This is a genomic window from Pigmentibacter sp. JX0631 (assembly GCF_029873255.1).
In the GTDB taxonomy this organism is placed as follows: Bacteria; Bdellovibrionota_B; Oligoflexia; order Silvanigrellales; family Silvanigrellaceae; genus Silvanigrella.
The window spans coordinates 2,431,939-2,451,009 of record NZ_CP123622.1 but is presented as its reverse complement, the minus strand read 5'-3'; the positions used below and the strand labels follow the sequence as shown (position 1 = coordinate 2,451,009).

At 30.1% G+C, this 19,071-nt stretch carries 13 protein-coding genes; 6 read left to right on the top strand and 7 right to left on the bottom strand.

What is annotated here, in order from left to right; translation table 11 throughout:
- The first annotated feature begins 72 nt into the window (after window positions 1–72).
- The 4 genes from QEJ31_RS10755 to QEJ31_RS10740 are packed head-to-tail and all read left to right on the top strand — an operon-like array spanning window position 73 to window position 8,101.
- Entirely contained in the window at window positions 73–1,092 is a 1,020-nt protein-coding gene (locus tag QEJ31_RS10755; protein WP_280590031.1) for an NAD(P)H-dependent glycerol-3-phosphate dehydrogenase, read from the top strand.
- 32 nt (window positions 1,093–1,124) lie between these two features.
- A complete protein-coding gene (gene mfd / locus QEJ31_RS10750; RefSeq protein ID WP_280590029.1) occupies window positions 1,125–4,655 on the top strand; it encodes a transcription-repair coupling factor in 3,531 nt (1,176 codons plus the stop codon).
- Entirely contained in the window at window positions 4,639–7,080 is a 2,442-nt protein-coding gene (locus QEJ31_RS10745) for a tetratricopeptide repeat protein (RefSeq protein ID WP_280590027.1), read from the top strand. Before mfd ends, QEJ31_RS10745 begins: the two co-directional genes overlap by 17 nt.
- Before the next feature lie 7 nt (window positions 7,081–7,087).
- Window positions 7,088–8,101 carry a hypothetical protein gene (locus tag QEJ31_RS10740; protein WP_280590026.1) on the top strand — a complete coding sequence of 338 codons (1,014 nt, stop codon included), beginning with the start codon at window positions 7,088–7,090 and terminating at the stop codon, window positions 8,099–8,101.
- Here the strand turns inward: QEJ31_RS10740 and QEJ31_RS10735 are convergent.
- The 6 genes from QEJ31_RS10735 to pilM form a co-directional block, all read right to left on the bottom strand.
- Window positions 8,096–8,290, bottom strand: a complete 195-nt coding sequence (locus QEJ31_RS10735) for a hypothetical protein (protein WP_280590024.1) — start codon at window positions 8,288–8,290, stop codon at window positions 8,096–8,098. The genes QEJ31_RS10740 and QEJ31_RS10735 overlap by 6 nt on opposite strands.
- 77 nt (window positions 8,291–8,367) lie before the next feature.
- Window positions 8,368–10,161 carry a hypothetical protein gene (locus tag QEJ31_RS10730; protein ID WP_280590023.1) on the bottom strand — a complete coding sequence of 598 codons (1,794 nt, stop codon included), beginning with the start codon at window positions 10,159–10,161 and terminating at the stop codon, window positions 8,368–8,370.
- A gap of 341 nt (window positions 10,162–10,502) precedes the next feature.
- Window positions 10,503–11,243 (bottom strand): M15 family metallopeptidase, encoded by a 741-nt coding sequence (locus QEJ31_RS10725; RefSeq protein WP_280590022.1) that lies wholly within the window; start codon window positions 11,241–11,243, stop codon window positions 10,503–10,505.
- Between the two features lie 90 nt (window positions 11,244–11,333).
- A complete protein-coding gene (gspN, locus tag QEJ31_RS10720) occupies window positions 11,334–12,272 on the bottom strand; it encodes a type II secretion system protein GspN (protein WP_280590021.1) in 939 nt (312 codons plus the stop codon).
- 23 nt (window positions 12,273–12,295) lie between these two features.
- Window positions 12,296–12,955, bottom strand: coding sequence for a hypothetical protein (locus QEJ31_RS10715; protein ID WP_280590019.1), 660 nt, complete (start codon window positions 12,953–12,955; stop codon window positions 12,296–12,298).
- Window position 12,956: 1 nt separating this feature from the next.
- A complete protein-coding gene (pilM, locus tag QEJ31_RS10710) occupies window positions 12,957–14,687 on the bottom strand; it encodes a pilus assembly protein PilM (RefSeq protein WP_280590017.1) in 1,731 nt (576 codons plus the stop codon).
- A 156-nt stretch (window positions 14,688–14,843) separates the two neighbouring features.
- On the opposite strand from pilM, the gene QEJ31_RS10705 reads away from it, so the two are divergent.
- Together QEJ31_RS10705 and QEJ31_RS10700 are read left to right on the top strand one after the other, a co-directional pair.
- Window positions 14,844–17,537, top strand: a complete 2,694-nt coding sequence (locus tag QEJ31_RS10705) for a hypothetical protein (RefSeq protein WP_280590015.1) — start codon at window positions 14,844–14,846, stop codon at window positions 17,535–17,537.
- 85 nt (window positions 17,538–17,622) lie between these two features.
- Entirely contained in the window at window positions 17,623–18,396 is a 774-nt protein-coding gene (locus QEJ31_RS10700; RefSeq protein WP_280590013.1) for an HAD family hydrolase, read from the top strand.
- 56 nt (window positions 18,397–18,452) lie between these two features.
- Here the strand turns inward: QEJ31_RS10700 and QEJ31_RS10695 are convergent, their stop codons facing one another.
- Entirely contained in the window at window positions 18,453–18,938 is a 486-nt protein-coding gene (locus QEJ31_RS10695) for an OmpA family protein (RefSeq protein ID WP_280590011.1), read from the bottom strand.
- Window positions 18,939–19,071 lie beyond the last annotated feature (133 nt).

The window sequence follows — 19,071 nt, the reverse complement described above, 5'->3', positions numbered from 1 at the left end:
CGTTTTTTAAAGGTGAAATGCTTCATTTAAACCTATTAGTCAAAGAAATCATTACTAGAGGAGTGATAAACTATGGTCTTTACATTAACGGATAAGACTCTTGTTATTGGAGCGGGTGCATTTGGCACAGCTATAGCTTCTTGTATTCATACACCTTTAAACCTTGTGACTATCATAGCAAGAGAAGAAACGCACTTTCAACTACTTAAAGCGCACAATTCTCTTAAAAATTGTAATTTAGAAACTTTTGCTGATTTTAAAACACCTTTGAGCGAATTTAAACTTATTATTTTAGCCATCCCATGCCAAAGTATTAGAAATGTAAGTGAATGGATGCTTGAACACTGGAAAAAAACAGAAATAGCTCCTTCAACTGAAAGAAAAATAAATATTATATCCGCAGCAAAAGGAATTGAACAATCCAGTTTATTGCTTCCCTCTCAAATTTTAGAATCTATTTGGGGAGAATATGCAGCGATTGGAGCATTAAGTGGACCAAGTTTTGCAAAAGAAATGTTACAAGGTTTGCCAACAAGTGTTGTTATAGCTTCAAAAGACAAAAAATTACTTGATATTTCTTCGCAGCTTTTACATAGCCCCTACTTTCGTGTCTATGATTCAAAAGACATTATTGGCGTAGAAATAGCTGGAGCATTAAAAAATGTAATTGCTATGGTGGCTGGAGCTGTTGATGGATTAAATTTGGGAAATAATGCACGAGCTGCTGTTATTACTAGAGGATTGGCAGAAATTGTGCACATTGGAGTAAAGATGGGAGCTGATCCTGTAACTTTTTTGGGATTAAGCGGTGTTGGTGATCTAATTTTAACATGTACTGGCGATCTTTCCCGAAATCGACAAGTTGGACTCAAACTTTCGGAAGGTAAAACGAAAGAAGCTATATTTGCTGAATCAGAACAAGTAATAGAGGGTATAACAACAACAGTAAGTGCAAATGAATTAAGTAAAAAACTTGGTATAGAAACAACGATAATTAATATAGCTTATCGTGTATTATATGAAAATGTTCCTATTCAATATGCAGTTCGTTTACTTATTGAGCGGCAACAAAGTTCTGAATTTAAATGGTAATATAATTTTAATCTTAAACGAAAGTTTTTCTTATGCATTTTTTTTCTATTGAAGCTGGATTAGTTGAAACTGTTTCCGAACTGATAAAAAATCCTAAATTAACTAAAGTAATTATAGCTAATTCAGAAGCAGAAGCTCAAGAATATGAATCCTACCTAAGATCACTAACTAATGATTATTTTAGTTCCAAAGATATTATTTATATTCCTGGATTTTCTCAGACAGGTGTTTTTCGCTTTGAATCCGCTAGAAAAATTATTGCAAAAAGAATAGAGGCTTGTTTCATTTTATCCACAAATAAACCTAGAATAATTATTTGTAGTATTGCTGGTTTTATTAGAAATTTTCCTACTATTAATTGGTTAAAAAGCAATAAATATGAAATAAAAATAGGGGACGATCTCGATCCCGATTTATTAGTTGAACAATTAAATCAATTAGCTTATTTACAAGTTCAGCGAGTTGAAGATGTTGGAGAATTTTGTGTCCGGGGTTCCATAATCGATTTTTGGACTCCAGGCGAAAAAACTCCCTCAAGAATTGAAATTTTCGGCGATACAGTTGATAAAATCCGTTCCTTTCGTGCTAATGATCAACGCTCGTTTCAAACCTTGCAATCTATCACTATTTTACCTTCAAGAGAGTTTGTTTGGCCCTATCCAAGTCAAATAGAAAATGCGGTTGAAAAATTTAATACAGCAATTTTAGCACAGAAAGTAATGGGAGTTGGCAGAGCTAATTTGTTAGAAGATTTAAAAGCTAATGTAACATTTGCAGGTATTGATGATATTTTTTATATGTTTACTTTTGGACAATTTCCAGCTTTTCATGAATTTATTACAAAAAATCTTATTGAACAAAATCAAGAAATTTCATTTGTGTTCAATAGTTCACCACAATTATTTTTAAAATCTATCGGTGAAATAGAAAAATTATATGAAAACTCTTATCAAGCTGCATTTGGAAAAAATTATCCTGTAGGGACTATTGATTATATATTTCCAAATTTATCTAATGGAAAAAAATATTTTATTGATGATAATCTTATTAAATCAAATTATTTACTACCTATTCCTTTACAAACTGAAATTCAGTCTGTTGAAAAAACTAAATTGTCAGTAAGATTAGATAAAATTCAATCTCTCTTAAATAATTCTAAAATAAATAATATATTATTTCTTGCAAGTAATAATGAAAGCTTTCTTGAATTTTATGGAATAGCAGCAAAATATTTGCAAATAAAAAATGAAGATATAAATTTTAATTTAGTTCAATTTTCTTGTAAAGATCTTTTGGCAAAAAATCTAACTTGCACTAAAATAGCCGATAATATTTACGCAGGAATTTTAAATGCAAAAGAAGGATTCTATCTTTCTGAAACAAAAACATTAGCTATTTCTGAAACATGGATCAGAGGCATTGCAACTACAGAACATTTTGAAACATTTACTGATGAAGAGAATAAAAAAAGTACCAAGGAGAATTCAGAAGCTTTTTTATCTGCTCAATATTCTGACTTTGTAGAAGGAGATCTTGTTGTTCATGTGCAACATGGTATTGCTCGTTTTCGTGGTTTAATGACGATAAAAATTTTAGACATAACCGGTGATTTTCTTGTTTTGGAATACGCCGAAAATGATAAAATATATGTACCCGTTCATAAATTAAATTTAATTCAAAAATATATCGGTGCATCTGATAATACTTCCTTAGACAGTCTAAAAGGCTCCTCATGGGAAAAAAGAAAAGCAAAAGCAAAAGTTGATGTAGAAAAACTTGCGAAAGAATTAATGGAACACCAAGCAAAAAGAGCTATGACTCCAGGACATGCATTTGCAAAAATAGATGAAGACTATATAGCATTTGAAGACGCCTTTCCATTTGACGAAACTCCAGATCAAATGCGAGCAATTAAAGAAATTATGTCAGACATGTCAAAACCAAAAGCAATGGATCGTTTGCTTTGTGGAGATGTGGGTTTTGGTAAAACGGAAGTGGCCATGCGCGCAGCTTTTCGCTCGCTGTTAGAAGGAAAACAAGTTGCATGGCTTGTTCCTACAACGGTTCTTGCTCATCAACACTATCGATCATTAAAGGAACGGTTTGCTGATTTTGCAGCTAATATTACAATTTTAGATCGTTCTGTTACTTCAGCAAGTAAAGTTTTAGAAAAAATAAAATCAGGTTCAATTGATATTTTGATAGGAACACATCGAATTCTTTCTAAAGATATTGAATTTAAAGATCTTGGTTTATTAATTGTAGATGAAGAACAACGATTTGGTGTTTTGCAAAAAGAAAAAATAAAGGCAATGTCCTATGGTATCGATGTTCTTACTATGACGGCAACACCCATTCCAAGAACCCTACAAATGGCTATGGTTGGTTTGCGTGATCTCAGTTTATTAACCACACCTCCAAAATCTCGTTTGGCAACGAAAACATTTGTTTGCCCGTTTGATGAAAGCATTATTTCTGAAAGTATTCTGTTTGAATTAAATAGAGGGGGACAAGTATTTTATGTGCATAATAGAGTTGAAGAACTAGATTCAGTTCACGAATTTTTAATCAAACTTGTGCCAAACGCAAAAATTTGCATTGGGCATGGGAAGATGACTCAAAAAGATTTGGAAAAAACAATCATAGATTTTCTTGATGGAAAATATCAAATTCTTCTGTGCACAACAATAATAGAATCAGGCATAGATATGCCAAATGTAAATACGATTATCGTACAAAATGCAGATTATTTTGGTCTAGCTCAACTATATCAGTTACGTGGGCGTGTAGGCAGAAGATCAACTCGAGGTTATGCATATTTCTTAACTTCCTTGAATGCAAAAGAAGATCAAGAAGGAATGAAACGACTTGATATATTAAAGGAACACCAAGAACTTGGAAGTGGGTTTATTATTGCAAGTCACGATATGGAAATGCGAGGTTCAGGAAATATACTAGGTGATGAACAAAGTGGAAAAGTCAGTGATATAGGATTGGAAACTTATCTACAAATGTTAGATGATGCTATTAAAAATTTAGGCGGCGTTAAAGTAACAACACAAACAGATGTTGAAATTCAAATTCCATTAGTTGCTCAAATCCCAGAAAATTATATTGAGAATTCAAAAGAACGTTTAAAAACATACCGTCGCTTTTTTGGTGCTCGTCAAGAGAGTGCATTGCAAAACCTTATCATGGAATGCGAAGATCGATTTGGAACTCTACCTGTTGAAGTTAAAAACTTAGCAGAAATTGCCAGAATCAGAAGATGGCTTCTATTACTAGGAGCTACATCTTTATCGATAGGTGATGATGCTACTGAAATTCGCTTAGGCAAAAATGTTTTACAACCTAACAATGAGGATGAAAACAGTGAATTGCTTATCAAACGAATTCTTGATGTTTGTAATAGAAAGACAAAAGGAATGCGTATTACTCCTGATGGCAGACTATTACTAACTATTAGAAAAAAGAATTTCCAACAGGATAGTTTTGGAACTATTTCAGAAATTAAAAGAATTTTAAGTCTCCTCGCGGGAGAAGCTTATGAGGAAAAATCTTAATATTGTTAAAATATCAACAATAAAATGTTTCTTTGTCTTTTTCCAAAGTTTTTTCCTGCAAGCATTTGCCGAAATTCCAAAAAGTTTATTAAATCCGCAACTCCCTATTTTGTCTTCAGGCCCGCCTTTAAATATCCAGGCTGCTTATGATAAAGAAGTTTTATTAGAAGTAACACCTGGAGATGATTTTTCATCACAAAACTCAAATATAGTATGGTCGATTAATAACAAAAAAATATGTACTGGATTATACTGTCCGATTATTTTAAAAGAAAATGAATACCAAGACAAAGCTCCAGTCTTACAAATAATTACCTATAATGAATTTGGTGGAACAACTTACACATATGAATTTGATATTCGTTCGAAAGAAGGCTTTGATCCTAAAGAATTGAATAAATTAATGGATTATGTAAAGCCAAAGCAAAATAAAAATGATTCATTTTCTTCTCAACAAGTTTCAGCAATTTATGGAAAAGGCACTTTGATTCAAAGCGACTATATTCTATACATTGGTTCTTTATCAAGAAGTTTTGTTTGGAATGATGGTATTTTTCAAACAGACAATTTAGATACTCTTAGAATATCAGATTCTGAGTCTGGAGTATTATTTTTGTTACCTTCATCTAATTTAAGTATAGAAACTACACAAAGTGATGAGCAAATGCGAACAGCAAGGTTAAACTACGGAGGATTAAGAGTTAAAGCTTCTGGTAATAGAAATGATACTGATGCAAATACTGAAAACTTTACAAATAAAATCAATATTTATACTGCGGAAGTAAATGTTTTAATACCCAGAGGTTCAGATGTTGTCATTACAAGAGATAAAGAAAACGGAAAATTATTTACAAGACTTTTAGTATTCAGTGGGGATGTTACTCTTATTCCTAGCGTTACAAAATCTGAAGAAAAACAAAAAAATAGTGATAATAGTATTAAACTAACACCAGGGTTAGAATTTACAATTTTTGAAGATGGTAGTGTATTACCATTAGCGACTCCTAAAAGTTCTACAATAGATAACTATATTGCTTTAACAACTACACAAGATGAGTTAAAGCAACGCTTTGAAATTAAAAATATAGATGGAATTGGTGAAATATTAGATAGATTAGATAGAGCAGCTGTATTAGCAGACAATGAAGAGTTTTTTGAATTACTTAACTTACTCACTCCAATTCAAAATCAAATGGATAAAGATATTAGAATTCCTTATTATCTTGGTTTTGCCAAAAAAGGATTATATCAAAATCAAGACGCAAAAAAATATTTTCAATACGCTGAAAAAATGGACCCTAATTACCCAATGGCACATTGGCAATTAGGATTGATATATCTAGAAGAAAAAAATTATGAAAAAGCAGAAAATGAATTTTTATTAGCGAAAAAAAATATCCCACCAGAAAGCAAAATTGCGCATGAATATGAATACTATGTTGGAGTTCCCTATTACTTTAATAATAAATTAGTATTTGCTAAAAATGCTTTTCAAACAGCAGTTTGGGATACAGAACTCGATCCTTCATTACGTCAATCAGCTGCAGATTTTTTAAAAAAAATTAATATTGAAAAACCTTGGACTCTAATTATTCCATTTGGAATTCAATATGATGCAAACGCTTTATCTCTTGCTCAAAATCAATCCTTACCAAATACGTATAGCGATAAAAGTGTTTTTCGTGCCATCATGGGTGGTATATATAGCTATGATACAATTAAAGAATCTAATGCTACAGGATGGTTTTTAGGTGGTGCTGGAAAATTATTTTATGTAAAAAATTTAACGAACGGGTATAGTAATCTTGATGCAATTGTTGCAGAAGGAAGTATCTATGAAAGCTATCGTTGGGAAAAAGATGAATTAAAAAAAGAAACTGATTCAGTGAGAATATATCAATCTGGTGGTGCTATATTTGTGGATAATACTCAAGACACCTTATATTTTTTAGGTGGCGGAGTTTATAAAAATCTTGAATTAAACGCTGGGGTTCAAATAGATGTATCTAGTAGAACCAGTTCTAATCAACGCAGTGGATTAGTCTACAATCAATATTATTTAATGGGCTTAGGTCAGATAGAAAAGTTTGTGCTCGATTTAAATTTACAAGGCCAAGAAATTCTTATGTTTAATACTTCAGATACTGTTGGAAGCTCTTTAGAATTAATCGCTACTCCAGCAGCTACTTATGCTATTGACTCAAAGCTAAGTTTAAAGTTTGGGAATACTTTTGATTTTCTCTTTACTTTTATTTCCCCTATTCAAAGTAAATTTAAATTTACTCCCACGGCGGCCGCTAATTACTTTATTTTAGATTGGCTAATAGGTACCTTTAGTGCATATTATGAATACACTAGGGTTGTACCAGATAATTCTGATATTTTTCGCCCAGGATTATCACTTATGGTTACAGGAATTTTTTAAGGGAAAAATGCAATTAAAAAATAATTTAACAGATAATTTTTTTTCTAAAGTTGAATCTTTTACTTTCGCAAATTATCAATATTCATCAAGAGTACATAAATTAAATCAACAAATAAAATTCGATGCTACTTTATATGTAAAAAGAGATGATGAATTAGGGTTTGGAATTAGTGGTTCTAAAATCAGAAAATACCTATCATTAATGCCTTATTTAGTTAAGAATGATTACGGTCAAGTAATCTTGTTAGGCGGATTAAACTCTAATAATATTCTCAGTGCTATACAACTTTTAATTGAACAAAACATTAAACCAATTCTAGTATTAAATACTAAAGTAAAAAAAGAATCACTAGTTGGAAATTCTTTTTTTACTTCATTATTTCTAACAGAAAGTAATATTCTTTATACTGAAAATATAGAAGAGACAATAAATGAATATCAAAAAACGGCGCTTGCTGAAGGCAAAAAAATATTTGTTTTGCCCGAAGGGGCAAATACTGAAGAAGCCTTTTCTGGATCTTTATCATTACCCTATGATATCTTAAAAAATGAAGAAAAATTAAAGTTAAATTTTCACCATATTTTTATTGATTCTGGCACTGGATTAACAGCTATTTCTGTAATTATTTCTTTTTTATATATCAAAAAAGATACCCTTATACATGTCCTACTAATTGCAGGAACTGAATCTTATTTCAAAGAATTACTAAATTCTTATTTAAAAATTTTTAACACTTTATTTCAGGAAAATATTTCATTAAGTAATAATTTTATTTTATACACTCCAACAAATGCAAAATCATTTGGTTCTACAAATAGTAAAATTTTTGAATTTATAATAAATAATTGTAAAACAAATGGCTTTCTTTTAGACCCTATTTATAGTGCTAAACTATTTTATGAAAGTTATAATATTATTAAAGAAAAAAATTTAACAAAAGACATTTTAATTATTCATTCAGGTGGGTCTTTGTCATTAACAGGGTTTCAAAATAAACTTTTAAAAAATATTACACTATAAAACAAAACGGAATTTTGTAGTAGTTTCTTTTTTATGAGGTCTAAAACTACATTTTTTTAACCATGTACAATCAATAGTTGGTTTAAAATATTGAGAAAAAATTTCTTCCTTTGATCTAAAATTTTGTGCATGAATTGATTGGAAAAGAAAAATACAAACAAAAAAGAATACATATTTAAGGTTTTTCATAATGTGCCTCAATATTATATAATTGTTTTAATTTAATACCAAGGCAACATAACTTCTCTTCTTAAATTTGACAATACTTATTCTTCTGGATCAGTTATTGGGATTTTAACATTATATGAACAAACTGTATTATAAGCATATGCAATACCCTTAATTTGATCATTAGAATATTTTAAATCTTTTGCAGCATTGATAATTGCTTGAGCAGCACCAACTTGATTAGTCGATTCAACTGTTTTTGATAACCCACTCAAAAAAACTTTATCCATAGCTTGGCCTCCTATTTTATCTCGTGCAACTAAATTACAAGAAGACCAATATTGCCCTGAAGCATGATTATCCCCTGTATGAATGACATCTTGAGGATATTTTCTGCCAATGTGCCAATTAGAAACTCTACCAGGCCAAAATGGATTGTGACCATCCCAACGCATTACCCAGTTATACTTTGGATCTGTCGGTTTCCATAAGTTTTCAGGTATGTCACGGACATACCCTGCCGCAAGATAATCACCAGTTCCTTCTCCTAAGCCATTTTCAGCATCATTCTCAGAATTTCCGTGAGTGAGCCAATCATGGATACCATGCCCTAACTCATGGATTACGACCATCAAATCTTCAGCATCATCCACTCCACCTTGGCCAAAGGCTAACTTCCCAGATGATTCACTATAATGCGAGTTATCATCACCTCCCAATCCATGTGGGTCATAATGAACTCCGCCTTTATATTGATACGGCATAACACTTACGTTTAAAGTTTCATTAACATAACGAAGATAATTATCTATATGATAAAAGACATTAACTGCATCAAAATACTTATTTGTTCTATCAAAATCAAACAAATTGGCTGTTTGCACTGGACAAGCGTTGTCATTTGGAGATTCAAAATCATCACAAACCGCATATTTACTTGTTAAAGAGTAATTATTATTTATAAAAGTAACATCTGGTAATGTTACAAGCGTTCTTGCTTTAGAAAGTTCTGGAGTATCTTTTGGCTGCTGACTAGAATTAGAAGATTTTGGATTATCGATGTTATCTGCAAACCCAGCATCGCCATACTTTAGTTTTACTGTAGACAGGGGGTCTGTTTTATAAACTTTTGCAGTTGCAGAATAGTTTCTAATTTTATTTTCTGCCCTTAAAATATTTCCTTGCGCTGAATCAATTAGTATATCCCAATCTCCATTTCCTTTTGCAGGAATTACTTTAAAATGCCATGCTTCATGAACATTATTTTGTGTATCTTTGAATATAACATAATTTGCTTTGGTAAATTTTGTTGCTTCTATTCTTAAATAGTTTAAAGCAATTTTTAATGCTTGTTCTTGTGAAAAGCTAGTTAAGCTATCTAATAATACTTTATGTTCTTCTAAATTCCCTGTTACTGTATTACTTGCAACAAAAGTTACTCTTCCTTTATTATTAACAGTTACAGCAATAGAACTTCCATAAACAGGAATATTGTGTACTTGTTGAATAAATCTGACTACTGAGAATTCTTTGTCAGTTCTTACAAATTGTAAGGCAAGATTTTCGATAGCATTTTGATTTAAGCCGAATTTTGCAGCATTTGACCGTAAATATTCCTTCGCAATCAATATGAAATCATTTTTGTTATTTTCCGTTTTCCCATTAATTTTATTACTAATTATAAAATTTGGTTCTGAAATGACAGCTGCAACACCATCATTTCTATATAAACCATCAACACCCTGGGTTAAAGGTAAGCTTTTTTCTATCCCAATAGTCAAACTTTCATTTAATTCATTTGTATTTTTATCTTTATTAGCAAATGCATTTAAAGAAAAAACGAGGGCAACTGATAAACTAACAGATCTTAAAGACAGTTTAATATTAGTCAATTGAGAACTCCTTAATAAATTAAGAGAACTTGAATACACAAAGTATCAAGTAAAAAGCAATGCATAAACAGAAATTAATTAATTTTCCTAAAATATCATAACCAAAATTTGAACACAATAGTGTTATAAATATTTATAATTTTAAATTTAAATAATTATTAATTTATTTTTCTTAAATTAAGAAAATAATATAACTAATTATTTAAATTTTACTCTTCCTATTTAAAAAGAGAATGATTTTTAAAATTTTTTTTATGATTTTTTGAAGAATTCGTGATTTTTTTATATTTTAACTTGAATTAAAAGAATATTTTTGAGAATGAAATATGGAATAATCTAAATTATTCCACTGAGAAATCAAAATAAGTTTCAGGAAATGGTTCATTTCTTAAAGTAAAATGCCACCATTCTTCTTTGTAATTATTAAAACCACAAGAATCCATAACATTTTTTAAATATAAACGTTTTTCTTGTTGTTCTTTGCTAATGAGATCATTTTCATAATGTGAAGCAAGATCAAATAAATCAAATGAAGAACCAAAATCTTCGGTTCCATCGTTTAAGTAATAAATTTTCATTCCATCAGAATATTTTCTTTCTTCAGGAACAATTTTACTTATTTTTTTATCTTTTTTAATTAACGAAATATCAACAGTACTACCGCGTGAGTGTCCTGATTTAGAAGCGACATAACCCAACTCAAATACTTTCACTTTGTCCACTCTTGGATAAAACCAAGATTTTTTTTCTTGTTCTTTTAAATCTTTACTCCATTTCATAAAGAAATTCACTGCAGTTTGAGGTCTATAAGCATCATAAACAACTATTGAATAATTATCTTTATTGAATTTTTGTTGAGCACATTTTAACGCTTCAGCTGCTTCTTTAGTTAAAATTACCGCTGGTTTTTTATATCCAGGTACTATTTGATTTGTAAAATTATTTGTCGATAAATATCTTAGATCACTTTTTATTGTCGGATCAATATCTTTTAAATAAACAAAGCCTTTTTCAAGAGCATTTGTTTGTATATTTACAAAAAAAAGGTTAAATAAAGTAAAAAAACATATTTTCTTTTTCATTTTTATCTCCTTACAAGAATTGAATATCTTACTGTATTAAATAAGATAATCTATATCTACTTTATAAAAATTAAAAAAGAAATATATATTTTATTGACAACTTAAACTGCTTGAATCACCTACAAGTTTAAGTTTCATAAGTCCAGCAATTATTACATTGTTAGGACAATTTAAAAGTTGAGGGATTAAAAAACCAAAATCTTTTTCAACTTGACCACTCATTTTCAAGTTAAGTCCTAAATCTAAATGCCACGGTAATTTAGGATCGGAAGGGGTTTCCATAAAACCGTCTAAATCAAATTTAATATCCTCAGATTCAAATTTGGTATTTGGATGTATTTGAATTTTCTTTCCATTCCAATCAAAATCAACATTTGCAGTTGTAAAGTTTTGGATTGGAATATTCAAAGCCTCATTTGCAGTATTTAAAAAAGCTTCTTTTAAGTTTAATTTTACAACAGCCCTACCTTTTTCTTCATAAGTTACCGTTCCAAAAAGTCTCCCTCCTACTTTAGTTTTTGCGATAATAGGAGTTACTAAAGCTAATTCTGGTTTTTCATTCAGACGAACAACATTAAGTAATTGCGAGAATATTGAGTCAAGTTTAAAATTTTTGGATTGCAGATCTAAATATTTTAAACTGGTATCTCCTGCAAGCGTAGCAAAAAGAGGAAGAACTACTTTAGCGACAACACTACCATCTCTTTGTTCTATATTCATATTAATAGTAATATTACCGATTAATAAAGGTAAAAGAGAGAGCCTGGCAGTTATGCTTCTAATCACCAATTCATCGTTGTGATCTAGTTTATTTTCAAATTCCAATCCTCGAATTTCAACACCCGTTATCCAGTAAGGTTTCAAAGATATCATAGAAAAATTTAAGGGTATTTTTTGTGAATTCAATTGATTTTGAACTTGTATAACAATATTTTCTTTTAGTAATGTATAAGGAAAAGTATGATAAAATATCACAATAAAAGCAAATAAACTAACAAAAATGTAACTAATTATTTTTTTTTTATTCATAAAAGTAAAAACACCTTAAAAAGTTATTTATTTTCTTTATCATTAGGAATTAAAGCCTCTACAGTTAATAGAACTTCAAAATATAATTTAGCATCAGTTATTGATATTAATCTATATTTTGTAACTTTTAATTTATTTGGAAGCTGTTCTAGTCCATTGATGAATTCCATCATCTTTTTTAAACTAATATTTGATAATTTAAAATCTATACTTTCTTTTTGAAAATTTTCAGCTAATGGATTTTGATTTGGAAATTTAGTTATTGTTGGTTTAGATGGAAAACCAGATACTTGAATTCCTAAATCTTTTGCCTTTTGATCGACTATAGAAACTAAATTTAAACTACTATTTGCAGAGGAAATATTGCCTGTAATTTCTTCGTATTTTGTTTGAACTGATATATATGCAGATTTAATTTCTCTTAATGCATTTGAATTTGTATATGCACTCGAAAGTTTTGATTGCAAAGAATATAAACCTAAAAAGTAAAGACAAACTAAGCCAACAAAACTTAAAATAGCTAGTACTAATGATGAAACAATTATAAAAGATCTTCTTTCATGATTTAAGCGGTAAAATTGCTCAATCAGATAATCTAATCTGGCGTTATTTTCTCCAAATATTAAAGTTTTCATAGTTTGGGAAAACTGATTTATTGATTCTGCATATTTTTTACTTGCCATTTTACCCTTCTCCAACATTCACAGCAGCAGAAACTGCAAAGTGAATTATTTTTTTATCAGATCCAAGCTTATTTGACTGGGATTTTTTTGTTACCTGAGAGAGTTCTTTCATTTTTGAAAGCTTATCAATAATTTTATTTAAACTTTCAGGACTATTCGTTTCAGCTTCAATATATAATTGATCATCTTGAATTCTAAATTCAGAAACTTCAAAATAAAGTTCCTTTGGTATTGCTCTGGATACTTGACTCATTACATTTAATGCTAAAGAAGGACTTGCTGAAGAATAATTTTCTACTATTTTTTCTTTATCTTTCATGTTTTGCTTTAGAAAATTAATGGCTTCATTTCCATAAATTTTAAAGTCCCAGTCTTTCTTACTTGAAATAGCTCTTAGTGAATACGGTTCACCGTTTGCCATAGAAATAACATCTTTTCTAAATTGATTTTTTAATGTAGTAATTTCCTGATTATACAAAACCGAACGTATAAAGTAGCTAATAAATAAACAGAAAAGTACAATTGCCGCAGCACTCGTATACAAAAATATTTGCCTTATTAATTTGTCATAATTACTTATTTGAGCAAATTCACCTTTTCTTAAATTAACTTTTGAAGCAATTCCTATTACAGGTAATCCTCGCATTGATATTGCTAATGCTTGAGAAAAAGTAGCTAAACTTTCGACTCCGCCATAATCAGAATGCTCGTCATCTTCAAACATAAAGTTTTCTTTTTTAATTCTAATATTAGAAACCGGTACCTTTAAAATGACATGAAGATAATCTTTAATACCCTTAATTTTACTAGATCCACCTGATATAAATACAGTTTGAATTTGAATATTTTCTTTTACTTGAAATGACTGGATTGTACGTAGAATTTCAATCCCCAATTCTGAAATTGCATCTGCAAGTATAATAGATACTAAATTCCTTTTGCTATTAGCATCTTCACTTTCAACAGTTTCCATTGAACTGACATAGTGCTTAAGAATTTCTGCTTCAGTATATTCAATATTTAATTTTTGTTTTAGTACTTGATTAAAGTAATCACCAGCAATACTAATTATTCGAGTATAAAGAACTTTTTTATCCGCTAAAAAAGTTAATGTTGTTTTACTGTGTCCAATATTTATAATTAAACTTGCAGTTACGTTAGTTTGTTGCTGATTTTGATTATCTTCTATGTGTTCAGGTAGCTCTGGATCCTTATCTAAAAAACTTAGCATATTTAAATATGTTAAGTTATCAATATCTAATACTTTAACTCGCAGATGTTCTTTTTCAATAATTTCTAAAATGTCCCGGATAACTTCTTTTTTTACTAGGACAGCCAAAACTGAAGATCTATTTTTAGTATAATCTATAATTTGATAGTCTAATATTGTTTCTTCAATCGCAAAAGGACTGCTACTTTCTAGTTCATTTTCCAAAAATCCGACGATATCTCTCTTGCGAATATTTTGAAAATCTACTTTGCGGATAGAAACATTTTTGGCATCTATAGCAGCAAAAACAAGATCAAATTCAATATTGTATTCTTTTATAAGTGCGTCAATGGCTTGAGTTTGGGCTTCTTTTTCACTAAGCCCTTCTTTATATTCGATTTTTTTTTCAATAACTTGATGCACGAGATAATTTTTGTAATCATTAATTATTTTATAGTCATTCCATATAATTACAGCCTTAATCGAGTAAGTCCCGATATCTAGACCAAGAATCTTTTGCATTATTCTGGCATCTCCATAATAGATAACACTTTCAATAAGTTTCAAACTTTTGTCTGAATCTTTTAGTCAAAGAACCCATCTTCCATAAAATAATCTTTAGCTCTCCATCAGAAACTCCGATTTCATATTTAGAGTCAAACCTTTGTTGGAGAAATTATGCAGGTTAGAGCAAAGAGCTCAAAAAATAACAAGCCAATAACTAAACAAAAAATTATCTCCCGCATGATTTTTTTAGCAAAATTACGCCATAGATCTTCTTCTCATCATAATTCTGTTAACGCTTTAAAAAAAGTCAACAAATACATATTTGTCCAAGATTTTGAAAAAGCAGAAAATCTACTTAAAAAGTTGTCCCTTACCTACCCTAACGATTATGAAATTCTCTTCAGGCGAGTAGAAGTCTCATCCAAAAGGGACACCCTTTTGGAACTCTTACACGACTTAAAAAAATTGAGCAAAGATCATCCCAAATCCATGGCCTTAGAATTTGCGATCTTATTAGGAAGTATAAGGATTTCTTCAAAAAATGATATAGAAAAAGAAAAAAGACAGACTTTTAAAGTCCATTACGAAAATTTGCATCGCGATAATGAAATGTATGTTCAAACCAAAACACCTTTAATTAATATTCTTTCAAATAAAAAAATTCGTATCAATCGAAATCTTGAAATACCCGACGACTACATTCCAGATGAAGAAGATTTCAATAAAAAAATTTTTTCAAATGATAATAAAGATTTAGATTCAAGTAAAAAACAAATGAAAGAGGATTACTATCATAAAGCATTAGATTTCAAAATGAACTTTCCTGAAAACTATGCTGCATGGTATTTAGCTGGCTGCGCACTAGAAAGCGTAGGGCGAGTTACTGAAGCTATCGAACATTGGAAAAACGCTTTCAAACTAAATGAGAATTCAATCTGCGTGTTAGCAACTCTTACTGAACTGCAACAAATGGGAGCTTTATCAGATCAACATGTAAATTTTGCAGAAAGATTTGAGGCTCTTGATAAGTATTTAGTGCATGGTCATTTTGAAACACACACAGCACTTTACCATGAATTTATCCAGCTTAATGACCATAAAAATGCGATTAATGCATTGAAAAGCCTCGCAGACTGGTTACAAAGACAATACAATGAAGTCCCAGTAGAAATCGAAATATTATGTCTCCTTGGAGCAATGCAGGCTTACAAAATGGCAAATAATATTCCAGCCTCAGAAGCTTGCCGAGCTGAAGTTGAAAATGTAGTAATAGCTTGTAAAAAATCTCCTAGAGACATGAATCAAATCTATTTTATCGCTCAATTGTGTGATGAATATGGTTTAAAAGCCGTTGCAAGAATTTGTTACTTTGCTGTGCTCATTACGAAAGATTCACCTCCAGATCTAGTTATGCAAACAGCTTCATTGTGCGTTAGCTCATCTCCATCTGAAGGGTTAATGGAATGCTTAAAAGTTGCATACAAAAATTTAAATGGTAGCCCAGAAATTAGATTTTGCATTTTACTTTGCGGGCTTAAGATCGCAAATATCGATATAAATAACTACATGACCTTAAAAAACAAAATAAGAGAATGTATTGCAAATGAAACTCCAAAAGAAGAAATTTTAGCGAAGTTAGAAGAAATAAATAATATTTATCAATTTGACCCTGAAATTCATTACTATCTTGGAGAAATACATTCACGATTAGGGAATAATAAGGAAGCTAAAAAATACTTCCAGTATATGTTTAATTCTGACTTTTATAACTCAGATGGAATTTTAAGATACATATTTTTCCTTCTAAAAATTAGAGATTATAATACCGCAAGAGAAATAGCACAAGAAAGTTTACAAATATCATCTCTAACGGAACAACAATCTAATGAAATGCACTGGAGTATTGCTGCTACTTACTATTCAGAAGGTGAATATCAAAATTCTCTTGATGAAATTCAAAAATCTTTAGCAAGTGATCCATGGAATCATTCATATTTAATTCTATTACTTAGATCTTCACTTAATTTAAGCAATAATGCTTTCATAAAAGAAAGTGATACTATTATAAAAAATCTTGAAGAGTTAATTTTGCAAACAACTGCTACTTTAAGTCCCCAACGTGAGCAATTAATAGAAAATATTATAAAATTTGGTCTTGATTGTTTGCAAAATAATTATTCTGAATATGCTTGGAATTTAGCAAAAAGTGCAATTTTAATTAGTGAAAGATTTTCAGACTCACTTTTACAATTTATAGCTAAGTCTGGAGCCAGCTTTAATTCAAGAATTTCAGTTCAAGAACTTCTTAATCTTAAGCACAAAGGCAATAAAGAATTTAACTTTGGTATTCTTTCTGCTTGCATTGCACAAATTTACAGTCTTACGGGGAATTGGCCGCTTGTTGATGAATGGCTGCTAATTGCTAAAAATAATCAAAGCCCTGCAGCAAAAATGACGAAACAAAAATTATTTGAACTAGAAGCACTAAGTATTATTATGAAGGGTACTGATTACAAAAAAGCACAAACTTTATTAGAAGCTGCAATTGACTCGTATGAGAATATTCAAAAGGTACCTCTTGATACAAAAGTTTTACATGGTTACATTCTTGTGACACAAGGTCAATTTTCTGCTGGTATTGAAAAAATGCAAAATAATATTAGCACTAACGCTTCTATTCAAAGTCTATATTTTTTAATAAAAGGTTTAGAAAGAGCTGGACAACTAAACAATGCTACAAAAGAGTCATTGTCACAAATTTTTCATATCTTTCCTACAAATACGTTTGAACAAAAAATGATCGAAGAAATATTTATTACAGTAGGGTCAAAAAATAATACTAGCCCTGTGGGATTAGCCTGCTGAACATTTGACTTAACGAAATTAAAAAGGAATATTCTAGTCTTGTAGTGATTACTGGGTTAATTCATTTTCCGCAGGTAATTTTATAATGAAAAAAAAACAAGAACTTCCTAAAGTTCAAGAAAAATCTTCAGAAATTAAGAGGATCAGAAATAAAATTACAATTTCGGGTGATTGGTGGAATGATAAAACTCATGTTCTGTTAGATATGGATGGCACATTAATTAATCAACCAGGAGCATTATTTCATAATTTATTTGCTCTTGGAGTGCTTTTCAGAATGCGGAGTTTTGGATCCATTTCAAAGTTACTTAAAGCAGCCCAGAAGACCAAAGAAATTCTTTTGTCCTCTCATTCTTTTGCTTCAAATGAAGAAGCTTTTTTTGAAACTCTAGCAACTGAATTAAATACAAGTAGGCTAAAAATTGAACGTTTTGTCAGCAAGTTTTTTGATTCAGATTATCCGTTTATTTGTTTGTTCTTACATTCAGATCCATTCGCAAGAAAATTAGTTGATTTATTACATACATCAAATCGACATATTACTTTAGCTACGAATGCTGTTTTCGGGAGAAGAGAAATTGAGTTACGTTTAAAGGCAAGTGACTTATATTTACATGATTTCGATCTTGTGACTTCTTGGGATGTTATGAAAACAACTAAACCGCACACTAAGTTTTTTAATGACACTTTAAAAAAAATAGGAGCCTTACCAGAAAGAACAGTTATGATTGGAAATGATCCTTACTATGATCTTCCTGCGCATACTCTAGGAATTCAAACTTTATTAGTTGGAAATAAATTAACATTAAAAGATATTGTTGAATCTTTAGAAGAAAATATCAAACAAAATAAAAAATAAAAAAAAGCAGTAATAATTATTATTCATTACTGCTTCTAATAAAGAAATAAAATGACTTATTTCATTCTTACTACATCATCACGACGATTTTTTGCCCAAGCTTCTTCTGATTGACCTTGTGCAATTGGACGTTCTTTACCATAACTAATTGTTTCAATAGTATTTTGAACACCATTAGCAATTAAGAAGTTTTTGAGCGTTTCAGCACGTCTTGCACCTAATGACATATTATATTCAGTAGATCCACGATCATCCGTGTTACCTTGAATTTGAATTTGGATATTTGGTGATGATTTTAAAGCTTCAGCTATTTGCATAGCTGCTTCTTTTTGATCTCCACGAATATCAAACTTATTAAAATCAAAGTAAATTGTTTTAAAGTTGGATTCTGGATTTTCTGTTTTAACTTGTGCAGCAGGTTCAGCTGCAACTTCTACTGGCTTTGGCTTTTCAGCTTCAGTTTTTTTAGTGCTGTTACAGCCTACAGTAACAACTGCTAAAGAAAATGCAGCTGTAGCTAGAAAAATCTTGGATACTTTCATTGGAAACTCCACAGTTAACGTTAAACTACGACCAAATAAACTCTTAGAAATGAAGTTATAAACGAAGAAACTAATAAAAATCAAACCATTTTTTCTTTAATTCAAACATAAAAAAAGTCAATAAAAGGGTTCA

Excerpts from the sequence above, each read along its gene's own strand:
- mfd (WP_280590029.1), top strand. The coding sequence starts at position 1,125 with ATGCATTTTTTTTCTATTGAAGCTGGATTAGTTGAAACTGTTTCCGAA.
- QEJ31_RS10705 (WP_280590015.1), top strand. The coding sequence starts at position 14,844 with ATGCAGGTTAGAGCAAAGAGCTCAAAAAATAACAAGCCAATAACTAAA.
- QEJ31_RS10755 (WP_280590031.1), top strand. The coding sequence starts at position 73 with ATGGTCTTTACATTAACGGATAAGACTCTTGTTATTGGAGCGGGTGCA.
- QEJ31_RS10735 (WP_280590024.1), bottom strand. The coding sequence starts at position 8,290 with ATGAAAAACCTTAAATATGTATTCTTTTTTGTTTGTATTTTTCTTTTC.
- QEJ31_RS10700 (WP_280590013.1), top strand. The coding sequence starts at position 17,623 with ATGAAAAAAAAACAAGAACTTCCTAAAGTTCAAGAAAAATCTTCAGAA.
- QEJ31_RS10740 (WP_280590026.1), top strand. The coding sequence starts at position 7,088 with ATGCAATTAAAAAATAATTTAACAGATAATTTTTTTTCTAAAGTTGAA.
- QEJ31_RS10695 (WP_280590011.1), bottom strand. The coding sequence starts at position 18,938 with ATGAAAGTATCCAAGATTTTTCTAGCTACAGCTGCATTTTCTTTAGCA.
- QEJ31_RS10725 (WP_280590022.1), bottom strand. The coding sequence starts at position 11,243 with ATGAAAAAGAAAATATGTTTTTTTACTTTATTTAACCTTTTTTTTGTA.
- QEJ31_RS10745 (WP_280590027.1), top strand. The coding sequence starts at position 4,639 with ATGAGGAAAAATCTTAATATTGTTAAAATATCAACAATAAAATGTTTC.
- QEJ31_RS10715 (WP_280590019.1), bottom strand. The coding sequence starts at position 12,955 with ATGGCAAGTAAAAAATATGCAGAATCAATAAATCAGTTTTCCCAAACT.
- pilM (WP_280590017.1), bottom strand. The coding sequence starts at position 14,687 with ATGCAAAAGATTCTTGGTCTAGATATCGGGACTTACTCGATTAAGGCT.
- gspN (WP_280590021.1), bottom strand. The coding sequence starts at position 12,272 with ATGAATAAAAAAAAAATAATTAGTTACATTTTTGTTAGTTTATTTGCT.